We start from the raw sequence: 18,204 nt of genomic DNA, 5'->3' as shown, positions 1-18,204 counted from the left end.
GGTAGCCGGGTGGGACGAAGCCGTCTCTCCGTCAGATAAAGCCGACGAGTGTGATCGTCAACACGTACAGAACGACACTCGAGAGGAGTGCCCGACCGATGTGGTATCCGAACAGGGCACGATCGATCCCGTGTTTGAGCGCGATCGAGAGCGGTACGAGGATAAAACACAGGACCACGACGTAGAGCCCGACGACGATCCCCAGTTCTTCGGTCGGTAACGCCGTCGTATCGGTGAACTCGAGCAAATCACCGGTCATCATTCCGGCCAGGCCGACGGTCGCTCCCGCCACCAGCGGGCCGAAGTACGCCGCGGTGCTGTCGAGCGTGTCCGTGACCGCCGCCAGATCGCGTTTGGTCTCCGCTTCGACCTCCTCGAGTTCCTCTAGGTGGTCGGCCATCGCGACGATCGCGCGGCCGGCAGGTCGTCCCTCGCTTGCGGCGATGGCGAGCAGTGCCGCCGTCCCGCGGGCACGATCGCTCGGAACGTCCGTGAGTGCTCCGTACTCGCCGAGAAACGACTCTTCGACGCTGACGGCGAGGCGGCGCTGGAGGCCGGCCGCGTCGGTAAAGACGGTGCCCGTTTCGCCGGGAATCCGATCGGCCGCCAGATCGATCGCCGACTCGACCGATTCGCCCTCGGATACCTGCCGACCCACCAGATAGAGCGCGTCGGTGAGGTGTTCTTCGACGTCTCGAACGTAGTGTCTGACGTCGAGAATCGGCCGATAGACGGCGAGCAGGCCGCTACCAATGCCGACTCCGGCGGCCGTGATCGAGGCGAGGTACGCCGGGCCGAATCGCGCGACGAGCGCGTACGCGAGGAGGCCGGTGACGATTCCCCAGACGCCTCGGAGCCACAGCCGGTCGGGGACCATCGGATGGTCGCGGCCGACGGTCGGCGGCGGAAAGGCGACGGGACGGCGGACCAGTAACCGAACGCTCGCGGCGACGAGCACGATCGGCAACACGAGATTGTAGATGACGACGAGCATCCAGATGTTGACCGAAAATCCTGCCATCGGAACCGCCGGAACGAGTGCGATGAGCGCGAGTGGAAGCATGACGCCGAACGCGAACAGCGCCGTCGTCGGATTACGAATCGACGACGTAAAGTCAGCCATCCGGTTTCTCGTCCCGTCGAGAATCGCGGTAAGCGATCTATCGAGCGTCCGTGCGCGTTCTGCCTCCGGAGCATCCTGGGCCGTGGCGAGCAGGTGAGCCGACCGTCGAAGCGCCGGAAACTGGTCGGCCCACTCGTCTGCGAACGTCAACAGACCGGTTCGGGGCGTCCCCATCGATCGATCGACGTGTGCCGAGAGACTCGACGAAAGCGGGCCGTGGCCGGTTTCTGCTGCGAACCTGACGGCGCTTTCGAGCGACGGTTGGACCTGCATTCGCAGGACTGCCCGACCGACCAGGTTCGGCGTATCGCCGAGTGCCTCGGTGCGGCGGAAGGCGGCGGCCAGGTGGGGTGCGGTGTGGATCCCGTGGACGACGCTGACCGAGAGACAGATCGTGATGCCGATCACAACCAGTTCGGGCAGTGGCGTCAGCACCAGCGGCAACGACAGAACCCCGATCACCGCCCCGCCACCGTAGCCTGCTCGAACGACGGTTTCCGCCTCGAGCGTTCCGTCAGTGAACGCCAGCGAGTCTGCGAGGTCTTCACTCGGCTCTACGTCCCAGGGGTAAACCGAGGCGAGCGCCCGAAGCACGCCGATCGTGACTGCCATCGGTCACTCGCGACCTCGAGTCGCGTACGCCGACGCCACTTCCCGTGGGTTCGTTCGGCCGTCGTCGGCCAACTGTGTGAGTTCGTCGGTCCGGTCTCCGATCGCCCGACGTACGTCGGCGTACGTCTCGGTCGGGTCGGCCAATCGCTCGACGAGTCGGCTCTCGCCGCGATCGATCCGACCCGTCGAGGCCGCTCGTTCGCCCTCGAGGGCGTATAGGGGTTCGAATCGGACGTCGCCACCGGATCCTAACACTTCCTCGATCCGAGCGACGCGTCTGTCGTTCCCGTCGGCCGTCCGGTAGGATTGAACGGTCACGACGAGGTCGGTCGCGGCGAACGACGACGGCTCGACGCCGAGGTCGGAGACGACTCGCTCGTACACCTCCTCGGCGCCGTCGCCGTGAATCGTTCCGAGTACGGCGTTCGCGTTGGCTCCGACGCGCATCGCCTCGTAGAGAACGCGTGCCTCTTCGCCGCGGATCTCGCCCACGACGAGCGCACCGTCACCGAGACGAAGCGCGGTTCGAAGCGACTCGGCCGGCGAAATCTCCGGCCCGTCGCCCGTTCCGGTTCGAAGCGCCTGGACGTCCCTGTCGACCGTCTGGAGGACCCGAACCGGGAGCTCCGGCGTATCTTCGATGACGACGGTTCGCGTATCCGGCGTCAGTTCGTACAACAACGTTCCGAGCAACGTCGTCTTTCCGGAGCCTCGCGTTCCCGCGATGAGACCGGCGGCGTTGCGTTCGACCGCGACCGAGAGGAATCCCCCCACTTCCGGGGACATCGTTCCGTTGGCGACGAGTCCGGGAAGGGTAAACCGGTCGTCGACTCGTTCCCTGAACGCGAACGCGACTCCCTCTGCGACCGGATCCGTCACGCCCGCGATTCGGAGACCAGTTCCGTTGACCAGGTCGGCCGTCGCGTCGACTGTCGGCGCCGCACGCGAGAACGCCCGCCCGCTCGTCCTGCGAACGCGGGAAGCCAACGCGTCGACACCCGTCGGCGTCAGCCGAACGTTCGTCGTCGCGGACTCCCCGTCGACGACGACCCGTAGCGGGTTCCGAGAGATCGGGGAGGTGGCGTAGACGTCGCTAATACGCGGATCCGCGAACAGATCCTCGAGAACGCCATATCCCGCCGTGTGTTTCGACAGGATCGAGGTCAACTGCGGATCGACTGGCCCGTCGCTCACCCGTTCGATCGCCCTCGAAGCGGCTCGATCTCCTTCGACGTCGCCGTTTGCGATCGCCTCGTAGCCGTCGATGAGCGTCCGACGTTTCGACGGCGACAGCGAGAGATCGATGGCGTCGAGTGCGTATAGCGGAACGCTGTCGGGCCGCTCGTACAGGCGGGCGATACTTCCGGTCTCGAGTTCGGTTACGTCGACGAGCGTCGCCCCGTCCGGAATCGAGCGCTCGAGATAGTAGTACGCGATTCCCAGACCGACGGTCGGCTGGAACACGCTCTCGAGGTCGTCTAAACCCCGACCGATTTGGACGAGCCCTGACTCTTGCCCAACGTCTGCAACCGGCCCGACGCGCCGATCGACTTCCGTTGCGACGGCGAGTGGATCCTCCAACGCGGCGGACGCGAGTCGCTGGTCACGGTCGCCGAGGAGTTCGACGAACCGACCAGCCGCCGAGAGGAGCGCCACCGCTCGGCCATCGTAGCGATATTCGGTCCCGTTCGATCGGACGCTAATCCGTTCGGCGTCGCGTTCGGTGAGCCGGTTTACGACCGTCCCTCGACAGGCATCCGACTCGGCGACGTCTCCATCACCCTCACAGTCGCCCGCCTCGAGGATCAGGGTGTCGCCGTCGAATCTCGATCGACACGCGCAGGGGCCGTCGTTCGATCCGAGCGGATCGACGTCGAGTAACGTGGCGAGATCGATTCTGGCGGCGATCGATCGAAGCGTCGAGTCGCCTTTCGTAGACATAGGGGTCGTACCTGCCCGTTCGTATTTAAACTCGAACCCCCCTGATACTCCGATCGCCCTCATTTCGCTCCGGTGGCGGCTCACTCGAGGCCGCCGGTTCCCGTGATCGGCGTCGATCCCATCAATCCCGTAACTAGAGCCATCCCCCTATAGTAACAACTGCAACGATTTACACACTGATCGCCGAACCGTCTGGCGATCAGGTGTGCAATGACTTGCAGTGGCTACTATAAAAGACGTCACGTGCGGGTGACGACGACGACTTTCGTTCCGGACGGATCCGTCTCGAGTTGCAAGAGAAGTTCGGTCTCCGTGCCGGTTCCGCCGAGGTCGACGGACCGGTTCTCCGTCGGCGTCGCGTACACGATCGGCGCGTCGATCACGGTCGTTCGCGGGTTCTCCCCCTCGAGTGAGACGACGACGGCGCTCGTATACTCACTCGTTCGGTCGATTGTAAACCGATCGACCGGCGTCGACGTCAGCGAATCCGAGGGGAGCGATACCGAGACGACTCGCTGGGGTGGTGGGTGCCCGTCCGGCGGGAGATCCTCGTGGTCGATAAGCGACGTCGCGGCGCGATCGATCTCGCCGACGTCGTGATCGATTTGGCGCTCGCTCCCAACGGTCGCTCCGTGTTCGATTGCGGGAGCCGAGAGGGCGAGAAGCCCAACGGCGAGCAAGACGGCGAGAACGTAGCGAATCATCGAATCCGAGAGAGAAACGCCGAGACGAACTTCCTCGCCCGCCCCCTACGGCTCGATCGAGAGTCTCGTGCGTTCGCGTTGGTCGATTCGTAGCTATCCGCTCTCGAAGTCGAAGGCACTCGTCGGTCGACCGTCCGTTGATCGGTCGCCCCAGTTCGACGGTCTGGTCGATCGGCACCGACCGATCGATCGTCCGGCGCTGGCTCGTCGCGTTCGTGTCGCTCGCCGTTACCGCCTCCGTCGGTTTCGGCTTCACGCGCCCGCTCGTGGTTCGACGGTCGTTGGGCTGGGTCGGTCGACGCTCGTTTCGCCTCGCCATCCGACGGCCGACCTTCGGTTCGTTTCTGACCCGGCCCCGCCTCGACTGAGCCGTCGGTCGATAGCGAGTCGTGAGCGGCAGTGGCTTGTTCGGTGGCGACGCTGTGGCTCTCGCCGACGACGCCGGCGATGGTTCGTTCGATGCGGCCGTCCGTTGCCGACTCGGCCGTTCGAGCACGGTCGCGTTCGTCGTCGGCTACGTCGGTTTCCGACCCCACGTCGACTGTCTTCGATGGCGAGGTGCCTTCGAGTTGATGCTCGAGGTCGGCCACTCTGCGATCGAGTCGGTCGACGACCGCGAGCGCCGTCGCCGCCTCGGTTTCGACCGCGTCGTTGACGGCGTCGATTCGGCCGACGTATCCTTCGACCGAATCCGTCCGCCCCTCGAGGGTCGCGATTCGCATCTCCTGTGCCTCGATTCGCGTCTCGAGTCGGTCGAGGTCGGCGGCGAGTGTCGTTAGCTCGGAGAGCTCCGCGAGGTCGAACTCGTCGTCGACGACGGTTCGCTCGAGAGCTGACAGTCGCTGGTCGAGTCGGTCGATATCGGTCACACGTCCACTGGTCTCCCGTTCGTATATAAACTCACGCCGGATATCGCTCGACTTCCGTCGCGCACTCGCATGCGCTCTCACCTATCATCTTATCTGGATTTTCGTCCCTCATCTGAACTCATCTGGATTTTTGCTCGTCGGATTCGTTCGCCCACGGACGCCGCCCGCGTCACCGACCGCGGTCTCTCGCCCCGAGCGGCTTCATACTTGAACTCTCGGTCGGACGTTTAAGTACGAAACCGGGGCCAGAGCGGGTATGCGTTCACCGATGACACGGACGGATTCCCCGTCCGAACGCACGACGAATCGACCACAATCGCTCGAATCCGACGACCGTGCGATCGAGGGGCTTCCGATCAGACTCGTGATCGCGCTCGTCGTCGGGATCGCCGCCCTCTCGGTCATGATGAACATGCTCGGCGGCGTCGGCGAGTTCGGCGAGACGGAAGTAACCATCGAGTGGGAGGACGATCACGTCGTCCAGACGAGCGACTTGTCGGAGTCACTCCAGTTCTCCGTCGTCGACGAGGAGGGTAACGAACTCGAGGAGTTCACCGTCATCGTCACCGCGGGATCGGCTCAACTCGACGATCCCGTCCACGTCTCCGATACTAATACGATCACCATACCTGACGACGCAGACCTCCGTCGGGACCAGGATACGGGGACGCTCGAGGTCGAGATCGTCCCGCCGAGTAACAGCAACTACGTCGACGAACGATCGAACCCCGAGATCGTTCTGGTCGACGGGTAGCCGCTCCAGCCTATGTTCGAGGTTACGACCGAGATCATCGTCGGCGTCTCGTTCGGACTTGCCGTCGGGGTCGGTCCCGCGATCACCGTCGGGACGCTCGGTGCTGTCGGCGAGCACGTGAACCGGCGGTTCTCGGGCCGCCAGAGTATCGCGGTCGCGTTTGTGCTCGCGGTCGGAAACGCCTACGCCGTCGGTCTGATCGGCGCTCCACTCTCTACGGTTCGACCGCAAGCGCCGCGTCTCGCCCTCGCTTCGGTCGTGGTTGCGACGCTCGCCGTGTACGCGAACAGCCACGGACGTCGAATCGGGTCGGAGTTGCCGGTCGGAACGTCTCGCCGACTCGTTCGTGGCCGATCGCTCTCGGCCGACGCGATCGAGTCGGTCGACGCAGCCGGACAGGTCTCCATCCAGTCGACCGGTGGTGTCCGCGACCTCGAGGGATACCCGTCGCTGTCTCCGAACCTGCGCCGATCGCTCGAGGATGAGACCTGGCGGTTACCCGCGGACCTTCCGCTTTCGGAACTGGAACGCCGCCTCGAGACGCGCCTTCGAACCACCTACGATCTGTCGGCGGTTTCGGTCTCGATCGACGCTCGAGCGCGGGCAACGATCGCGGCAGCACCGCCAACGTCTACCACGGAGTCACGGATACCGGAGGGGTGGCGCTCGATCTCGATCGAGGCCCTGATCCCAACGGGGTTGTGTTCGGGCGAAACGGTCGTCCTATCTATCGAGTCCGATGACGTGGAGGGAATCGTCCTCGGAACGGGCTCGTCCGCGGACGTCGTTTCGAACGAGGGCGATCCCGGCGAGTATCCATCGCTTTCGGCCTCCCGATCCGCAGACGGTACGGACGGCGGTGGTGGGCGGTTGACGGTTGCGGTTCCCGCCGAAGATGCTGGGACGTTGTTGCGTTCGAAGGAGGTTCACGTCGCTGTTCCCGCGGGTGAAACGACCGCCACGCTCGAAGCGTTCGGGCTTCTCGACCAGGCAGGATACGCCGTGCGGAAGTTCCGAGTCGGCGACGTCGTGGCCTCGGTGGAGGCGGGGACGGTCGACGAAGATGGGTTCACGCCGATCGTCGCGAACGACGGACCGAACACACACCGACGATCGATCGTCGAACCGAAACTCGCCGATCTCGAGAGCCGAGCCGACGTGTTTGTCGTTGCCGAGCCAGCCACCATCAACCGACTTGACGGGAGTGTAGAATCGGCGAAATCGGGGGAGACAGTGCCATCTCGAGAGTTGGACAAAGCAGAGGTAAAACGATGATGACGATCGGACAGGCGATCGTTACGGAGTGGACTGAAACCGCCGTTGTCAACGTCTTCGGGTTCGGGCTACTGACGGGCGTCGTCGGGACCGCCGTCGCGTTCGTGTACCGCCGATACAGTACGCGGCCCTTACCGGCCGGCGTCGCCGCCCTCGTCGGGCTGGCCGCCGTGGGCCTCTGGATCAACGCCGTGGCCGTTCGACAGTCGACGATCATCGACGAAACGCCGTTGTTCCACCACGCGACTGCGACGTACTTTCTGGCCGCGTTCGCCGTCGGATCGGTCGCGGCCGCGGGTGGGCGTCGAATCGGTGACGCCGTCGCGTGCGAGAGCGCAGATATCGACCGAATCGCCGAGCAGGGCGGGGCGGCATCGATCGTCCGGAGTGGTCGTCTCTCCGCCGAGTACCGATTGCCGGACGTGGTGGCCGATCTACCCGGCTATCCCGCGATCGGGGACTCGGTCAAACGAGAACTCGCGGGACGATCAGTGTCGATGCCCTATGAGCTTCCGATCGACGAACGGGGGTCGCGACTCGAGAACCGTCTCGAGCGCGATTACGGCATCGAACACGTCGACGTCGGATTCACGTCGGACGGTACGGTTTCCCGATTACGCGTCGGCCGAGACCGGACCGGCATCGGAGCGACGGTAGTGGCGGATACAGTCGCCCTCGCGGTGCGTGGTGACCCGCCCACGGCAGGGACGACGGGAGATACAGTCGAGCTCTGGAGCGACGAGCGCTCGAGTCAGCTGGTGGCGACCGGAATGCTTCGGGCAACGATTAGGGGTGTCACGACGATCGTGACCGACACCGAAAGTGCCGACGAGCTAAGCAATCACGAACAGTATCGGCTCGTCACACGTCCGTCGACGTCGACCGACGTCTACGAACTCCTGTCGATCCTTCGAGCGGTCGATCACACCGTCGTTAGGGTGACAGTCTCCGGTGACGGCCCTCTCGATGGGGAGTTCGTGGGATGGCTATCGGGAACCGTGCTGGCGATCGTCCGAGATGACGAGGTGATTCCGCTTCCGATCGACCGAGTGACGCTCGAGGCCGACGACGACGTGTATCTCCTCGGGAGCGCGACGGACTTCGACCGGCTCCCGACGGTGTGACCGATTCGTCTCGAGCGATCGCGATTACCCGGCCCGTTCCGACGACGATGTCGACGTCGGCCGTTGGTTCTCGGTCGGGTCAGCCGTTCGGTGTGTCGGTCACGTGTCGAGATACTGCCGCTCCCATTCGCGGCGGTTTTCGATCGCACGTTGGCCGTGTTCACTGATCGCGTAGTAGTTCGTTCGGCGGTCTAGTTGTCCCTTCTCGACGTACTCTTTGTTGACGAGCGTATCGAGGTTCGGGTAGAGTCGGCCGTGATTGACGTCGGTACTGTAGTAGCGTTCGACCTCCTCTTTGATGTCCTGACCGGAGGGTCGGTCCGCGCCTGCGATCACGTATAGGAGATCCCGCTGGAAGCCGGTCAGTTCGTCCATGTTTCACCCATATGATCACACCACGAGAGTGACTATTTGTTATCAATCGCGTATCTCTCCGGCCGATACGGTTTCGACGAAACTACTCGTCGTACGGTGTGGCTGTAGAGAAAAGCGGGCCACTACACTGAGGCGGACTGTTTCCGTATCGTACGGAGGCCGGCAGGACTTTCGAGGGCTTCGGTCAGCGTTGTAGCGGATCGTATGGGGCGTCTATCCGACTTGCCAACCAGTGTCAAAAACGTCCTCGAGGTCGGTCGAGAACGAGACTCTTGTGGTGACGAGGGTACTCCATTCTCGAAGCAGTTGATTCTGAACGATTCATGCTACAGGCTACCCGTCTGACTCTGTGTCGACGAACGTCCGACACACCGGTCGCTATCGGATTGCCGTTCGAAGAATGAAAGTTCGTATACTGAAACCCGTTACCGAACGCGAGATGCCGTATTACAGGCGGGTGACGTTGGTGGCGCGGGGGCCCTTAGGGGCCTGTTCGATGTCGAATTCGATGTCTGTGCCTTCTTCGAGGTCCGGACCGCCAACGTCTTCCATGTGGAAGAACACGTCGTCGTCCGCGTCGTCCGTCGAAATGAAACCGTAACCGCCTGTGTCGTTGAAGAAATCAACGTTGCCTTTCGCCATTGCAACTGTACGAAATCACGCGACACATATAACAGTTGTGTTATACTATTAGTTTCGTTTTGGACACAATTTTCGGAATAAGTTCCGCTAAAACACCTATGTAGCGGGCTCGTTCAGACTTGGACTTCACTATGCTCCGATATTACGGTGGTTTCTCTGCTGAGAGTTCGTGATAACGGGGAATGGCGTCGATTGTCGGTATCGGTCCTGTTCTGGTGGAACCGACCGAACGTCCAGAATGCGATCGGAAAGCGAGTAACGAGTGACTCGAGGTGAAGACGAGTGATACGGTCTGTTGCCCGTCGTTCGCGGGGTTGTGACTCGTCCTGTAGTCGCGCCGGCACATCGTCACAGCATTCCGTATGAATGCAGACGATATTCTCGGAGTAATACCCAGGGCGCCTCGAAATAGCATCGTTTAGGTAGGTCCAGCGAAATCAGCCGGTATGACCGATCGTCACGGAGCACCGACGGTAGCCCAGGTCGCGTTGATCGGCCTGTTCGTCGCGTCGCTCGTCACGGCACAGTTGACCGCCTCGAAGGTACTCGCGTTCGATCTGCCGTTCGCGTTGCCGATTACTGGGGCAGAACTGGTTCTCCCCGGTGCGGCACTCGCGTACGCGCTTACGTTCCTCGCGAGTGACTGTTACACTGAGCTGTACGGCAAGCGTGCGGCACAGATCGTCGTCAACGTTGCGTTCGTGCTCAACTTCGTCGTGCTCGCGCTCGTCTGGTCGACGATCGCCGCGCCCGCGGCCGAAGCGAGCGTCGATCCCGGCGCGTTCGAAACGGCACTCGGCGCGTCGACGAACGTGGTCCTCGGCAGTTTGCTCGCCTATCTCGTCAGCCAAAACTGGGACGTCTGGCTCTTCCACCGCATCCGTGACCGGACCGGTTCCGAGTACCTCTGGCTCCGCAACGTCGTCTCGACGGGGACGAGCCAGGCGATCGACACCGTCATCTTCGTCTCGATCGCGTTCGCCATCGCACCTGCGCTCCTCGGCGTCGGCGTCGTCTTACCGCTCGAGGCAATTCTCGCGCTGATCGTCGGCCAGTACCTGCTCAAACTCGCGATCGCCGTCCTCGACACGCCGGTCGTCTACGCGGTCGTCACGCTCGTTCGAAACCGGACCGACGCCGAGGGTCGAGCGGCGACGGCGTAAGGACGAGTGTCACACGGTCTGGTGTCCGTCAGTTCCAGTCAACCGCGATCACCTCGCGAGGCCACTGGTACAGCATTCCGTCTGAGAGACACACGGATTGTCCCTGTCGCCAAGAGACGGGATTTTGTGGTTTCGTTTCCTCCCTCCGTCATGGACGAACGCGTTCGCGAACACGCGGAGATACTGGTCGACTGGAGCGCTCGAGTCGAAGCGGGCGACAACGTCGTGCTCTCGGTCGGCCCCGACGCTCACGACCTCGCCGTCGCCGTCGCACGGTGTCTGGGAGAACGCGGGGCGAATCTGCTCGCGACCTATTCCTCGGGTGAGGTCACGCGGGCGTACCTGCGGGCGTACGATGGCACGTTGGCCGTCCCGGAAGACGAACGCGATGACCGCTCGAGTGTCGAGTTCGACGACGATCCGGCTCACGAACTCGCCTTACTCGAGGAGACCGACGTTTACCTCTCGCTTGGCGGCGGCCGAAACACGAGCGCAACGGCGGACGTGCCGGCCGAGACGCGACAGGCCTACAGCAGTTCCCGGGCGGAGATTCGCGAACGCCGGCTCGGGACGCGGTGGGTGTCGACCGTCCACCCGACGCGGTCGCTCGCCCAGCAGGCAGGAATGGCTTTCGAGGAGTATCGTGAGTTCGCCTACGACGCGATACTCCGCGACTGGGAGTCGCTGGCCGAGGAGATGGCCCGGCTGAAGGAACTGCTCGACGATGGATCGGCGGTTCGACTCGTCTCGGAGGATACCGACCTCACGATGTGCATCGACGACCGAACGGCGGTCAACAGCGCGGCCTCGGTCGCGTACGATTCGCACAATCTCCCCAGCGGCGAGGTGTTTACGGCACCGTACGCCACGGAAGGCGAGGTCACCTTCGACGTCCCGATGACGATCCGCGGCGAGTCGGTTCGAACCGTCCGCCTCGTCTTCGAGGACGGCGAGGTCGTCGACTACGACGCCGAGCGTGGGGAAGACGTGATCGCCGAGGTACTCGGAACCGACGAGGGTGCGCGTCGGCTCGGCGAACTCGGCATCGGGATGAATCGTGGGATCGACCGCTATACGGACAACATCCTCTTCGACGAGAAGATGGGCGAGACGATCCACCTCGCGCTCGGGAGGGCCTACGACGCCTGCCTGCCGGTGGGCGAATCTGGCAACGACTCCGCAGTCCACGTCGACCTGATCGCCGACGTCAGCGAGAACGCCCGCCTCGAGGTCGACGGCGAGGTCGTCCAGCGGAACGGACGCTTCCGGTGGGAGGACGAATTCGGGGAGTAGGCACCGCCTACCGCTTGGAACGCGGCCACAACGGAATCGAACCGACTACATAATTATACGTGTATCCACACTCGAAACGAGTACCGCCCTGACCGGTGGCGGCCAATAACCGGTCGATGGGCGCTTCCCGGCGCCCGTTCCCCGTTTCCACAGTGTCTGCCCGCCCCGCCGGAGGCGGAACGTATCCGGTCTCACTCCCGGATTTTTTGGCGACCGTGACGCTCACCAGCCTCGAGTCCGTACCCACGAGTATGCGCGACCAGCTTCGGGCCGGCGTCGCCATCTACAACGACGGCTACTACCACGCCGCCCACGACGCCTGGGAGGATCGTTGGCTCGAACTCGAGGCGGGAACCGACGACGAGCAGTTGCTCCACGGGTTGATCCAGGCCACCGCCGCGGTCCACCACGCTCACGACCGAAACTGGGAGGGTGCAACCGGGTTGGCCGACAGTGCACTCGAGTATCTCGAGGGACTTTCGTCGACGTACCGAGACGTTCGTCTGGACCCGATCCAATCGTATCTCGCGACGCTCGCCACCGATCCGGAGGTCGCCGAACGCCGCCCCCCGGTTCGGATCGAACACGACGGAACGACGCCGTCCCGGACGGATCTCGGGTTCGAATCGACGGCGGTCGCGGCCGGCGTTCTCGCCGAGGCGTTTGGCTACGACGAGGAACCGATCGAACGCGCTCGCACGTACGCCGACACCGACCTCAAGGCCGGCGACGACGACAGTCGGTTCATCTCGCTACTGTTCGACTTCGTTCGTGAGGACGAGCACCGAGCACTGGTCCACCAGCGCCTCACAGGTCACGTCGATCGCCGTCGGAGTCGCGAAACGGATGTCGACGGCCTGTTCTGATCACGGTGTTCGGTAGTGGTCAGTCACATTTGGGGTAGTCAGTCGCGTTCGGCGGGGATCAGTCGTGCTCGGCGGAGTTGTCCCGCGGTTCGTAGCCGAGGACCGCTCGAGCCCGCTCGATCGAGTAGTACTTGCGATCGTTGTCGGAGATGCCGTAGACGATCTCGTAGCCGTAGTCGGCGCGGATACAGCGATCGAACAGGTGCGCACAGTCGCGGTAGGAGAGCCACATCGCTTGCCCGCGCTCGTAGTCGATCGGCGGGTGTCCCTTCGTGAGATTGCCGATGCGGACGCAGGCGACCGTGAGACCGTACTCGTCGTGGTAGTACCGTCCCAGCGACTCGCCGGCGGCCTTCGAGACGCCGTAGAGGTTGCCCGGCCGCGGCAGTTCGGTGCCGTCGAGCAGGTAGTCGTCGTCCTCGCGGTACATCTCCGGCGTGCGTTCGTCTGTCTCGTAGGCCCCGACGGCGTGGTTCGAGGAGGCGAAGACGACCTTCTCGACGCCGGCGCCGACGGCCGCCTCGAAGACGGTCTGCGTTCCGTCGATATTGTTCGTGAGGACGCTATCCCACGGCGCCTCCGGACGCGGGTCGCCCGCGAGGTGAATCACGACGTCGATCCCGTCCATCGCCTCCCGGACCGCCTCGTCGTCGGTGATGTCCGCGACGACGAACTCCCCCGGTTGTTCTCCCGTCGGCGGGTCACGATCCAGCAAGCGCCACTCGTGTACGTCCGCGAGGTCGGCGAGAATCGCATCCCCGACACGCCCCGCAGCCCCCGTGAGCAGGACGGACTGTGCCATTCGTTCGATGTGAGGGATAGCGCCGGTAAGTATCGTGCGATTCCGCGTGAGCGCGGATTTCGGATGACAACCGTCGCGTTGGGGGCGTCGATGAGCGGATCGTAGCGGGGGTGCCACGAGCCGTCGGTTGTTCGCCCTGAGGATCTCTGTGGTCGCCTGGACCGATCGGAACCGCCTTCCCGGCCGCACTCGAGGAGCCACGTATGACCGACGACGTCACGCCGATCGACGACGCCACGCCGACCGACGCCGAAACGGCCTGTTTCGAGGCTGGCATCAAGTTCGGCTCGCTGTACCACCAGTTTGCCGGGACGCCGGTCTCGCCGGCGAGCGCGGACTGCCTCACGCGGGCGATCGAGGAATCGATCGAGAACCAGCCACACTGTGTCGCCGTCACGGTCGACATCCGAGAGGACGAACTCGAGGAGGCGCTCGCAGACGCGAGCGCCGAGTACACCGAACTCACCGGCCGGTTCCTCGAGGTCGAGATCGTCGTCGACTACGATGGATGTGAGGTCGTGACGCGTATGGAGATGGAGAATGACTATCCGCTGATGCGACTCGAGGCGGTTCGGGGTCGCGACTGACCATCACCGAGGCCGCACCTGACCGCTATCGAGGTCACAACTGATCGTCACGCAAACGGACCGTTGTCCCCGTTTTCGACAGCCACGGCGATCCCGAGTGTGGCGGAGCTAACCAGCGCAGTCCACCTCTGCTCGGGTACCGGTTGTGTGCTGGCGCTGGCGAATCAGTGGCTCTACCGGTCGTGGCGGTCGCGCGCGTGGGGTGGGGATTCGCCGGTTTTGGCCTGGCGTCTTTCGGGCGTCTGACTCAGTTTCAAGGGTGAGGGCGTAGCCGACGGGATATGGAACAGAAATCCGCCCATCCCGCCGAAACGGTGTCCTCAGCGTTCGAGACGCTCACTCGAGTCGGTCGCGTACTCGTCCCGCTCGTCGTCGCGGCCGCGATCACCGGTGCGGGAATGTTCGTCTTCTTCGAACTGGTTACCCTGCTCGCGTACTGATCGTCTGCTCGAGGGCGATTGGGAGGCCGAGATGATACGGCATCGTCCCGTTCGGTCCGCACCCCGGAGAGGGTCGACAGTATACCTTAGTCGGTCGCGCTCGTAGTCACGCACATGGTTACGACGCTCTCCGCGGACCGACTCGCGGATCTTCAGGACGAAAACGCCGAGTTCACCCTCGTCGACACCCGTCCGGCCGATAGCTTCGAGTCGTGGCACATCTCGGGCGCGGTCCACTTCCCGTTCGAACCCGATGAGGACATCGACGGACGTCTCGAGGAGTTCGAGGAGACCGTCGGCGACGCAGACCGGATAATCACCACCTGTGCGAAGGGGATCTCGTCGGGAAATCTCGCGACGCAACTCGAGTCCGCGACGGACCGTTACGACGTCCAGACCGTCGACGGTGGAATGAAGGGGTGGAGCGGCGTCTACGATCACGTCGAACTCGACGTGGGGGAGAACCTGACGATCGTCCAGGTCCAGCGTCGAGCGAAAGGTTGTCTGGGCTACGTCGTCGGCTGTGCGGAAAGCGAGGACGCGATCGTGGTCGATCCGACCGCTGACGTCGACGAGTTCGTGATCGCGGCCGAGGAGGCGGGGCTCTCGATCGTCGGCGTGATCGACACGCACGTCCACGCGGATCACGTCTCCGGTGGCTTCGACCTCGCCGATCGACTCGAGGTCCCCTACTACCTCGGGGAGCAGGCGGCCGACCGCGGCGTCGAACTCGAGTACACGCCGCTCGGCCGAAACGAGGTGCTCACGGTCGGAACCCGGGAGGTCAAGGCCCTTTCCGCCCCGGGACACACGAGCGAGATGATCAACCTGCTAGTGGACGATCGAGCGCTGTTGACCGCCGACACGCTCCACGCTGACTCGACTGGCCGAACCGAACTCGAGTTCAGCGAGGACGAAGGCGAGCGCGGAGCGCGGATGCTCTACGAGACGCTTCATCGGACCGTCCTCGCACAGCCGGAAGGAATCATCGTCTTACCGGGTCACGTCACCGTCACCGCCGCTGGCGAGTTCGAACACGGCGCTCCCGGCGAGCCGATCACGACGACCGTCGGCGCGGCCCGTATGGGGATCGATCTCCTCTCGCTCGAGAACGAAGCGTTCGTCGACCGGATGGCCGACGCCGGTGAGAAACCGTCGAACTACGAGGAGATCATCGACCGAAACCGCGGCGTCCTCGAGATCCCACCCGAGGATCGAGTGGAACTCGAACTCGGCCCCAACAACTGCTCGGCCTGAGCGGAGTGTCGGAACGATGTTCCGACTCAACCGCTATTTGGCTGTGGTTACACAGTCGGTGACTTCCAACAGTCACTATAGTAGCCACTGCAGGTCTTGCACACCTGATCGCCAGACGAGCGCGGTTCGGAGTGTGCGCGGTTCGGAGTGAACGGAGTGAACGAGAACCGCGGAACGGCGAACGGGGAACGCAGTGACCCGTGAGCGAACGGAGTCGTTCGAACGACCAGCGGTCGTTCGTGATGACGAAAATCTTCGATTTTCGAACCATGAACCCGTGAGCGAACGGAGTCGTTCGAACGACCAGCGGTCGTTCGTGATGACGAAAATCTTCGATTTTCGAACCATGAACGAGAACCGCGGAACGGCGAACGGGGAACGCAGTGACCCGTGAGCTATGCGGTCAGTGTGTACATCGTTGCAGTTGTTACTATAGCGGTATCTAGCCAGCGTCCGCTCGTCGGACGCCGTCAAAACGGAAAAGATCCCAGAAGTTGGGTTCGGTGGTGGCGCTACTCGACCTGAATGTCGCCGACCATGGTCGTCTCGTGTGGGTCACACACGTACTGGGCCATGTCGCCGCTGGCTTCGAACTCGAGGATCTGGTCGTCGCCAGGGTCGTCGGTTTCGCTGGTCTCGAGGTCGTCGACGACCTCGCCGCCGTCGTCGCGGATCTCGATGTTGTGGAGCGAACCGTCGCCTTCCGTCCAGCCGATGGAGTAGTCGCCGCCCTCTTCCAGGACGAGCGTCGGGTTCTGCTCGCCGTCGATCTCCGAAGGCTCGAGGCCCTCCCAGCCGGCGGTCTGACCGTCGAAACGGATGTCGGTTCCGGGGTCGATCGTAACTTCGCCGTCGCCGTTGCCGTTGCCATTGCCGTTACCGTTGCCGTTGCCGTCGTCGTTACACCCAGCGACGAGTGCGGTCGCCGCCGCCGCACCCGTGAGCTTCAACGTGGTCCGCCGCGAAATGGGATTCTCTCGTGTCATCAGACAGTCGTTGGAGATGAGTACATAAAAATGGACACCCTCTATCCGTTCGTAGTCATGCGATTACATACCAAGAATTTTCGGTAGGTTCTGATCGGGTGACCGTTCGTTTCAGTATCGTCGTATTACTCGGAGCGACCGAGCCCGTCACTGTCGGCGATCGATCCTCTCGCTCCGATCGCAAACCTGAGAAAGACTGGTGCCGCGACGATCGCGATCGCGATCTCGAGACCGCCGACGACCAGGAAGGCGAGGTCGTAGCCGAAGGTCCCGGCGACGGTTGCGCCGACGAGAAAGCCGCCGAGAAAGCCGAGACTCCCCGCCAGGTTGAAGCCGGCCATCGCGAGCCCGCGCTCGTCTTCGGCGGCGAGGTCGGTGACGAGCGCCATCGTCGTCGGCGAGACGAGCGCGCCGAGGACACCGATGGCGATCATCGCGACGGCCGCGAGCGCGACGGACGGTGCGGCGCCGACCGCGAGGATTCCGACGCCGTAACAGAGCGAGCCGATGACGATTGGCGCGGCCCGGCCGATCCGATCGGAGAGCGCGCCCATCGGGTACTGTAACAGCGCGAAGGGAGCGAAAAAACACGCGAGCAGGAGTCCCGTCGCGCCCGCGCTGAGTCCGAACGTCTCCTGGAAGTACAGCGTGCCAACGAGGGCGAAGAAGCCGGCTGTCATCCGATCGACGAATCCGAACGCGTACGGAACCGAGAGCGTCGGTCGTCGTCGAATACCCTCGAGGAGCGCTCGAGCGCTCCGCCGAGTGCTTGGTGTGCGATCCTCGACGAGCGAGACCGCGGCGCCGACGCAGACCAGTAGACTCGCGGCGACGATCAGCGGCGCGACGGGATCGATTTCGGTTAGCTGACCGCCGATCGGGGCGCCGAGGGCTGCGCCGAGACCGATCGCGATCCCCGCGGCGCCCATGTTCCGCCCGTGACCTCCCTCGAGATCCATCAGCATCGTTATCGTCAACGAGAAGGCACCGATCGTCATCGCACCCTGGAAGACGCGAACGAGCAGAACCCCTTCGAACGGAACCGACCCGATCGTCGGAACGGTCGCGAGCGCCGCGTAACCGCACGCACCGGCGAGCGATCCCGCAACGATCAACGGCGTTCGACGTCCGGAGACGTCGCTGACCACACCCCAGATGCCGACGAACGCGACGTACGCGCCGAACTCCGCGACCAGAAACCACATGCTCGCGTCGAGCGGGGTTGTGGCGAACGGCGAACTCTCCGCGTCGGCCCCCAGCGTCTCGACGAGCGTCGCGATGCCGGGATAAAGCAACAGCTGGGAGAACATCACCGCGAAGACGACGGCGGCGAGAACGAGCCGATCCCGATCGCTCGATTTCGCACCCACGGATCCGCCTACGAACTACGT

At 63.6% G+C, this 18,204-nt stretch carries 18 protein-coding genes; 9 read left to right on the top strand and 9 right to left on the bottom strand.

All coding sequences use genetic code 11. The features are described 5' to 3' along the window. Window positions 1–31: 31 nt before the first annotated feature. The 4 genes from AB7C87_RS12720 to AB7C87_RS12705 form a co-directional block, all read right to left on the bottom strand. Window positions 32–1,735, bottom strand: coding sequence for a secretion system protein (locus tag AB7C87_RS12720; protein ID WP_369729847.1), 1,704 nt, complete (start codon window positions 1,733–1,735; stop codon window positions 32–34). A gap of 3 nt (window positions 1,736–1,738) precedes the next feature. Then, a complete protein-coding gene (locus tag AB7C87_RS12715; RefSeq protein ID WP_369729846.1) occupies window positions 1,739–3,676 on the bottom strand; it encodes an ATPase, T2SS/T4P/T4SS family in 1,938 nt (645 codons plus the stop codon). Between the two features lie 239 nt (window positions 3,677–3,915). Then, window positions 3,916–4,380 (bottom strand): DUF7311 family protein, encoded by a 465-nt coding sequence (locus AB7C87_RS12710; protein ID WP_369729845.1) that lies wholly within the window; start codon window positions 4,378–4,380, stop codon window positions 3,916–3,918. Then, window positions 4,377–5,249, bottom strand: coding sequence for a DUF7310 family coiled-coil domain-containing protein (locus tag AB7C87_RS12705; protein WP_369729844.1), 873 nt, complete (start codon window positions 5,247–5,249; stop codon window positions 4,377–4,379). The genes AB7C87_RS12710 and AB7C87_RS12705 overlap by 4 nt, the downstream gene beginning before the upstream one ends. A 256-nt stretch (window positions 5,250–5,505) precedes the next feature. Between AB7C87_RS12705 and AB7C87_RS12700 the strand changes: the two genes are divergently transcribed. The 3 genes from AB7C87_RS12700 to AB7C87_RS12690 are packed head-to-tail and all read left to right on the top strand — an operon-like array spanning window position 5,506 to window position 8,402. Continuing rightward, complete coding sequence (locus AB7C87_RS12700) at window positions 5,506–6,003, top strand: DUF7382 domain-containing protein (protein ID WP_369729843.1); 498 nt, start codon at window positions 5,506–5,508, stop codon at window positions 6,001–6,003. Between the two features lie 12 nt (window positions 6,004–6,015). Then, window positions 6,016–7,278 (top strand): DUF8167 domain-containing protein, encoded by a 1,263-nt coding sequence (locus AB7C87_RS12695; protein WP_369729842.1) that lies wholly within the window; start codon window positions 6,016–6,018, stop codon window positions 7,276–7,278. Further along, window positions 7,275–8,402 carry a DUF8167 domain-containing protein gene (locus AB7C87_RS12690; RefSeq protein ID WP_369729841.1) on the top strand — a complete coding sequence of 376 codons (1,128 nt, stop codon included), beginning with the start codon at window positions 7,275–7,277 and terminating at the stop codon, window positions 8,400–8,402. Before AB7C87_RS12695 ends, AB7C87_RS12690 begins: the two co-directional genes overlap by 4 nt. A 99-nt stretch (window positions 8,403–8,501) precedes the next feature. On the opposite strand, the gene AB7C87_RS12685 is transcribed toward AB7C87_RS12690, so the two are convergent. Continuing rightward, window positions 8,502–8,777, bottom strand: a complete 276-nt coding sequence (locus tag AB7C87_RS12685; protein WP_369729840.1) for a PadR family transcriptional regulator — start codon at window positions 8,775–8,777, stop codon at window positions 8,502–8,504. A gap of 447 nt (window positions 8,778–9,224) precedes the next feature. Further along, window positions 9,225–9,419: a cold-shock protein gene (locus tag AB7C87_RS12680; RefSeq protein ID WP_006087767.1), complete on the bottom strand. Its 195-nt coding sequence runs from the start codon at window positions 9,417–9,419 to the stop codon at window positions 9,225–9,227. Between the two features lie 446 nt (window positions 9,420–9,865). On the opposite strand from AB7C87_RS12680, the gene AB7C87_RS12675 reads away from it, so the two are divergent. The 3 genes from AB7C87_RS12675 to AB7C87_RS12665 all read left to right on the top strand — a co-directional run bounded on the left by AB7C87_RS12675 (window position 9,866) and on the right by AB7C87_RS12665 (window position 12,741). Further along, window positions 9,866–10,582, top strand: a complete 717-nt coding sequence (locus tag AB7C87_RS12675) for a queuosine precursor transporter (protein ID WP_369729839.1) — start codon at window positions 9,866–9,868, stop codon at window positions 10,580–10,582. A gap of 150 nt (window positions 10,583–10,732) precedes the next feature. Then, window positions 10,733–11,875 carry an aminopeptidase gene (locus AB7C87_RS12670; protein ID WP_369729838.1) on the top strand — a complete coding sequence of 381 codons (1,143 nt, stop codon included), beginning with the start codon at window positions 10,733–10,735 and terminating at the stop codon, window positions 11,873–11,875. Between the two features lie 251 nt (window positions 11,876–12,126). Beyond that, entirely contained in the window at window positions 12,127–12,741 is a 615-nt protein-coding gene (locus tag AB7C87_RS12665) for a DUF309 domain-containing protein (RefSeq protein ID WP_369729837.1), read from the top strand. 58 nt (window positions 12,742–12,799) lie between these two features. On the opposite strand, the gene azf is transcribed toward AB7C87_RS12665, so the two are convergent. Beyond that, window positions 12,800–13,543, bottom strand: coding sequence for an NAD-dependent glucose-6-phosphate dehydrogenase Azf (gene azf, locus AB7C87_RS12660; protein ID WP_369729836.1), 744 nt, complete (start codon window positions 13,541–13,543; stop codon window positions 12,800–12,802). A gap of 203 nt (window positions 13,544–13,746) precedes the next feature. On the opposite strand from azf, the gene AB7C87_RS12655 reads away from it, so the two are divergent. The 3 genes from AB7C87_RS12655 (at window position 13,747) to AB7C87_RS12645 (ending at window position 15,827) form a co-directional block, all read left to right on the top strand. After that, complete coding sequence (locus AB7C87_RS12655; protein WP_369729835.1) at window positions 13,747–14,130, top strand: dihydroneopterin aldolase family protein; 384 nt, start codon at window positions 13,747–13,749, stop codon at window positions 14,128–14,130. Window positions 14,131–14,411: 281 nt separating this feature from the next. Next, complete coding sequence (locus tag AB7C87_RS12650; protein ID WP_369729834.1) at window positions 14,412–14,570, top strand: hypothetical protein; 159 nt, start codon at window positions 14,412–14,414, stop codon at window positions 14,568–14,570. Between the two features lie 114 nt (window positions 14,571–14,684). Continuing rightward, window positions 14,685–15,827, top strand: coding sequence for an MBL fold metallo-hydrolase (locus AB7C87_RS12645; protein ID WP_369729833.1), 1,143 nt, complete (start codon window positions 14,685–14,687; stop codon window positions 15,825–15,827). 512 nt (window positions 15,828–16,339) lie between these two features. Here AB7C87_RS12645 and AB7C87_RS12640 read toward each other — a convergent pair. Together AB7C87_RS12640 and AB7C87_RS12635 are read right to left on the bottom strand one after the other, a co-directional pair. Continuing rightward, entirely contained in the window at window positions 16,340–16,813 is a 474-nt protein-coding gene (locus AB7C87_RS12640) for a plastocyanin/azurin family copper-binding protein (RefSeq protein WP_369729832.1), read from the bottom strand. 125 nt (window positions 16,814–16,938) lie between these two features. Further along, the gene (locus AB7C87_RS12635) at window positions 16,939–18,183 is read right to left on the bottom strand and encodes an MFS transporter (RefSeq protein WP_369729830.1); all 1,245 of its coding nucleotides are present in this window, start codon (window positions 18,181–18,183) and stop codon (window positions 16,939–16,941) included. Window positions 18,184–18,204 lie beyond the last annotated feature (21 nt).

The organism is Natrarchaeobius versutus (assembly GCF_041205745.1).
GTDB classification, from domain to species: Archaea; Halobacteriota; Halobacteria; order Halobacteriales; family Natrialbaceae; genus Natrarchaeobius; species Natrarchaeobius versutus.
This window is presented reverse-complemented; position numbering and strand designations above follow the sequence as displayed.

Excerpts from the sequence above, each read along its gene's own strand:
- AB7C87_RS12720 (WP_369729847.1), bottom strand. The coding sequence starts at position 1,735 with ATGGCAGTCACGATCGGCGTGCTTCGGGCGCTCGCCTCGGTTTACCCC.
- AB7C87_RS12715 (WP_369729846.1), bottom strand. The coding sequence starts at position 3,676 with ATGTCTACGAAAGGCGACTCGACGCTTCGATCGATCGCCGCCAGAATC.
- AB7C87_RS12710 (WP_369729845.1), bottom strand. The coding sequence starts at position 4,380 with ATGATTCGCTACGTTCTCGCCGTCTTGCTCGCCGTTGGGCTTCTCGCC.
- AB7C87_RS12700 (WP_369729843.1), top strand. The coding sequence starts at position 5,506 with ATGCGTTCACCGATGACACGGACGGATTCCCCGTCCGAACGCACGACG.
- AB7C87_RS12695 (WP_369729842.1), top strand. The coding sequence starts at position 6,016 with ATGTTCGAGGTTACGACCGAGATCATCGTCGGCGTCTCGTTCGGACTT.
- AB7C87_RS12690 (WP_369729841.1), top strand. The coding sequence starts at position 7,275 with ATGATGACGATCGGACAGGCGATCGTTACGGAGTGGACTGAAACCGCC.
- AB7C87_RS12685 (WP_369729840.1), bottom strand. The coding sequence starts at position 8,777 with ATGGACGAACTGACCGGCTTCCAGCGGGATCTCCTATACGTGATCGCA.
- AB7C87_RS12680 (WP_006087767.1), bottom strand. The coding sequence starts at position 9,419 with ATGGCGAAAGGCAACGTTGATTTCTTCAACGACACAGGCGGTTACGGT.
- AB7C87_RS12675 (WP_369729839.1), top strand. The coding sequence starts at position 9,866 with ATGACCGATCGTCACGGAGCACCGACGGTAGCCCAGGTCGCGTTGATC.
- AB7C87_RS12670 (WP_369729838.1), top strand. The coding sequence starts at position 10,733 with ATGGACGAACGCGTTCGCGAACACGCGGAGATACTGGTCGACTGGAGC.
- AB7C87_RS12665 (WP_369729837.1), top strand. The coding sequence starts at position 12,127 with ATGCGCGACCAGCTTCGGGCCGGCGTCGCCATCTACAACGACGGCTAC.
- azf (WP_369729836.1), bottom strand. The coding sequence starts at position 13,543 with ATGGCACAGTCCGTCCTGCTCACGGGGGCTGCGGGGCGTGTCGGGGAT.
- AB7C87_RS12655 (WP_369729835.1), top strand. The coding sequence starts at position 13,747 with ATGACCGACGACGTCACGCCGATCGACGACGCCACGCCGACCGACGCC.
- AB7C87_RS12650 (WP_369729834.1), top strand. The coding sequence starts at position 14,412 with ATGGAACAGAAATCCGCCCATCCCGCCGAAACGGTGTCCTCAGCGTTC.
- AB7C87_RS12645 (WP_369729833.1), top strand. The coding sequence starts at position 14,685 with ATGGTTACGACGCTCTCCGCGGACCGACTCGCGGATCTTCAGGACGAA.
- AB7C87_RS12640 (WP_369729832.1), bottom strand. The coding sequence starts at position 16,813 with ATGACACGAGAGAATCCCATTTCGCGGCGGACCACGTTGAAGCTCACG.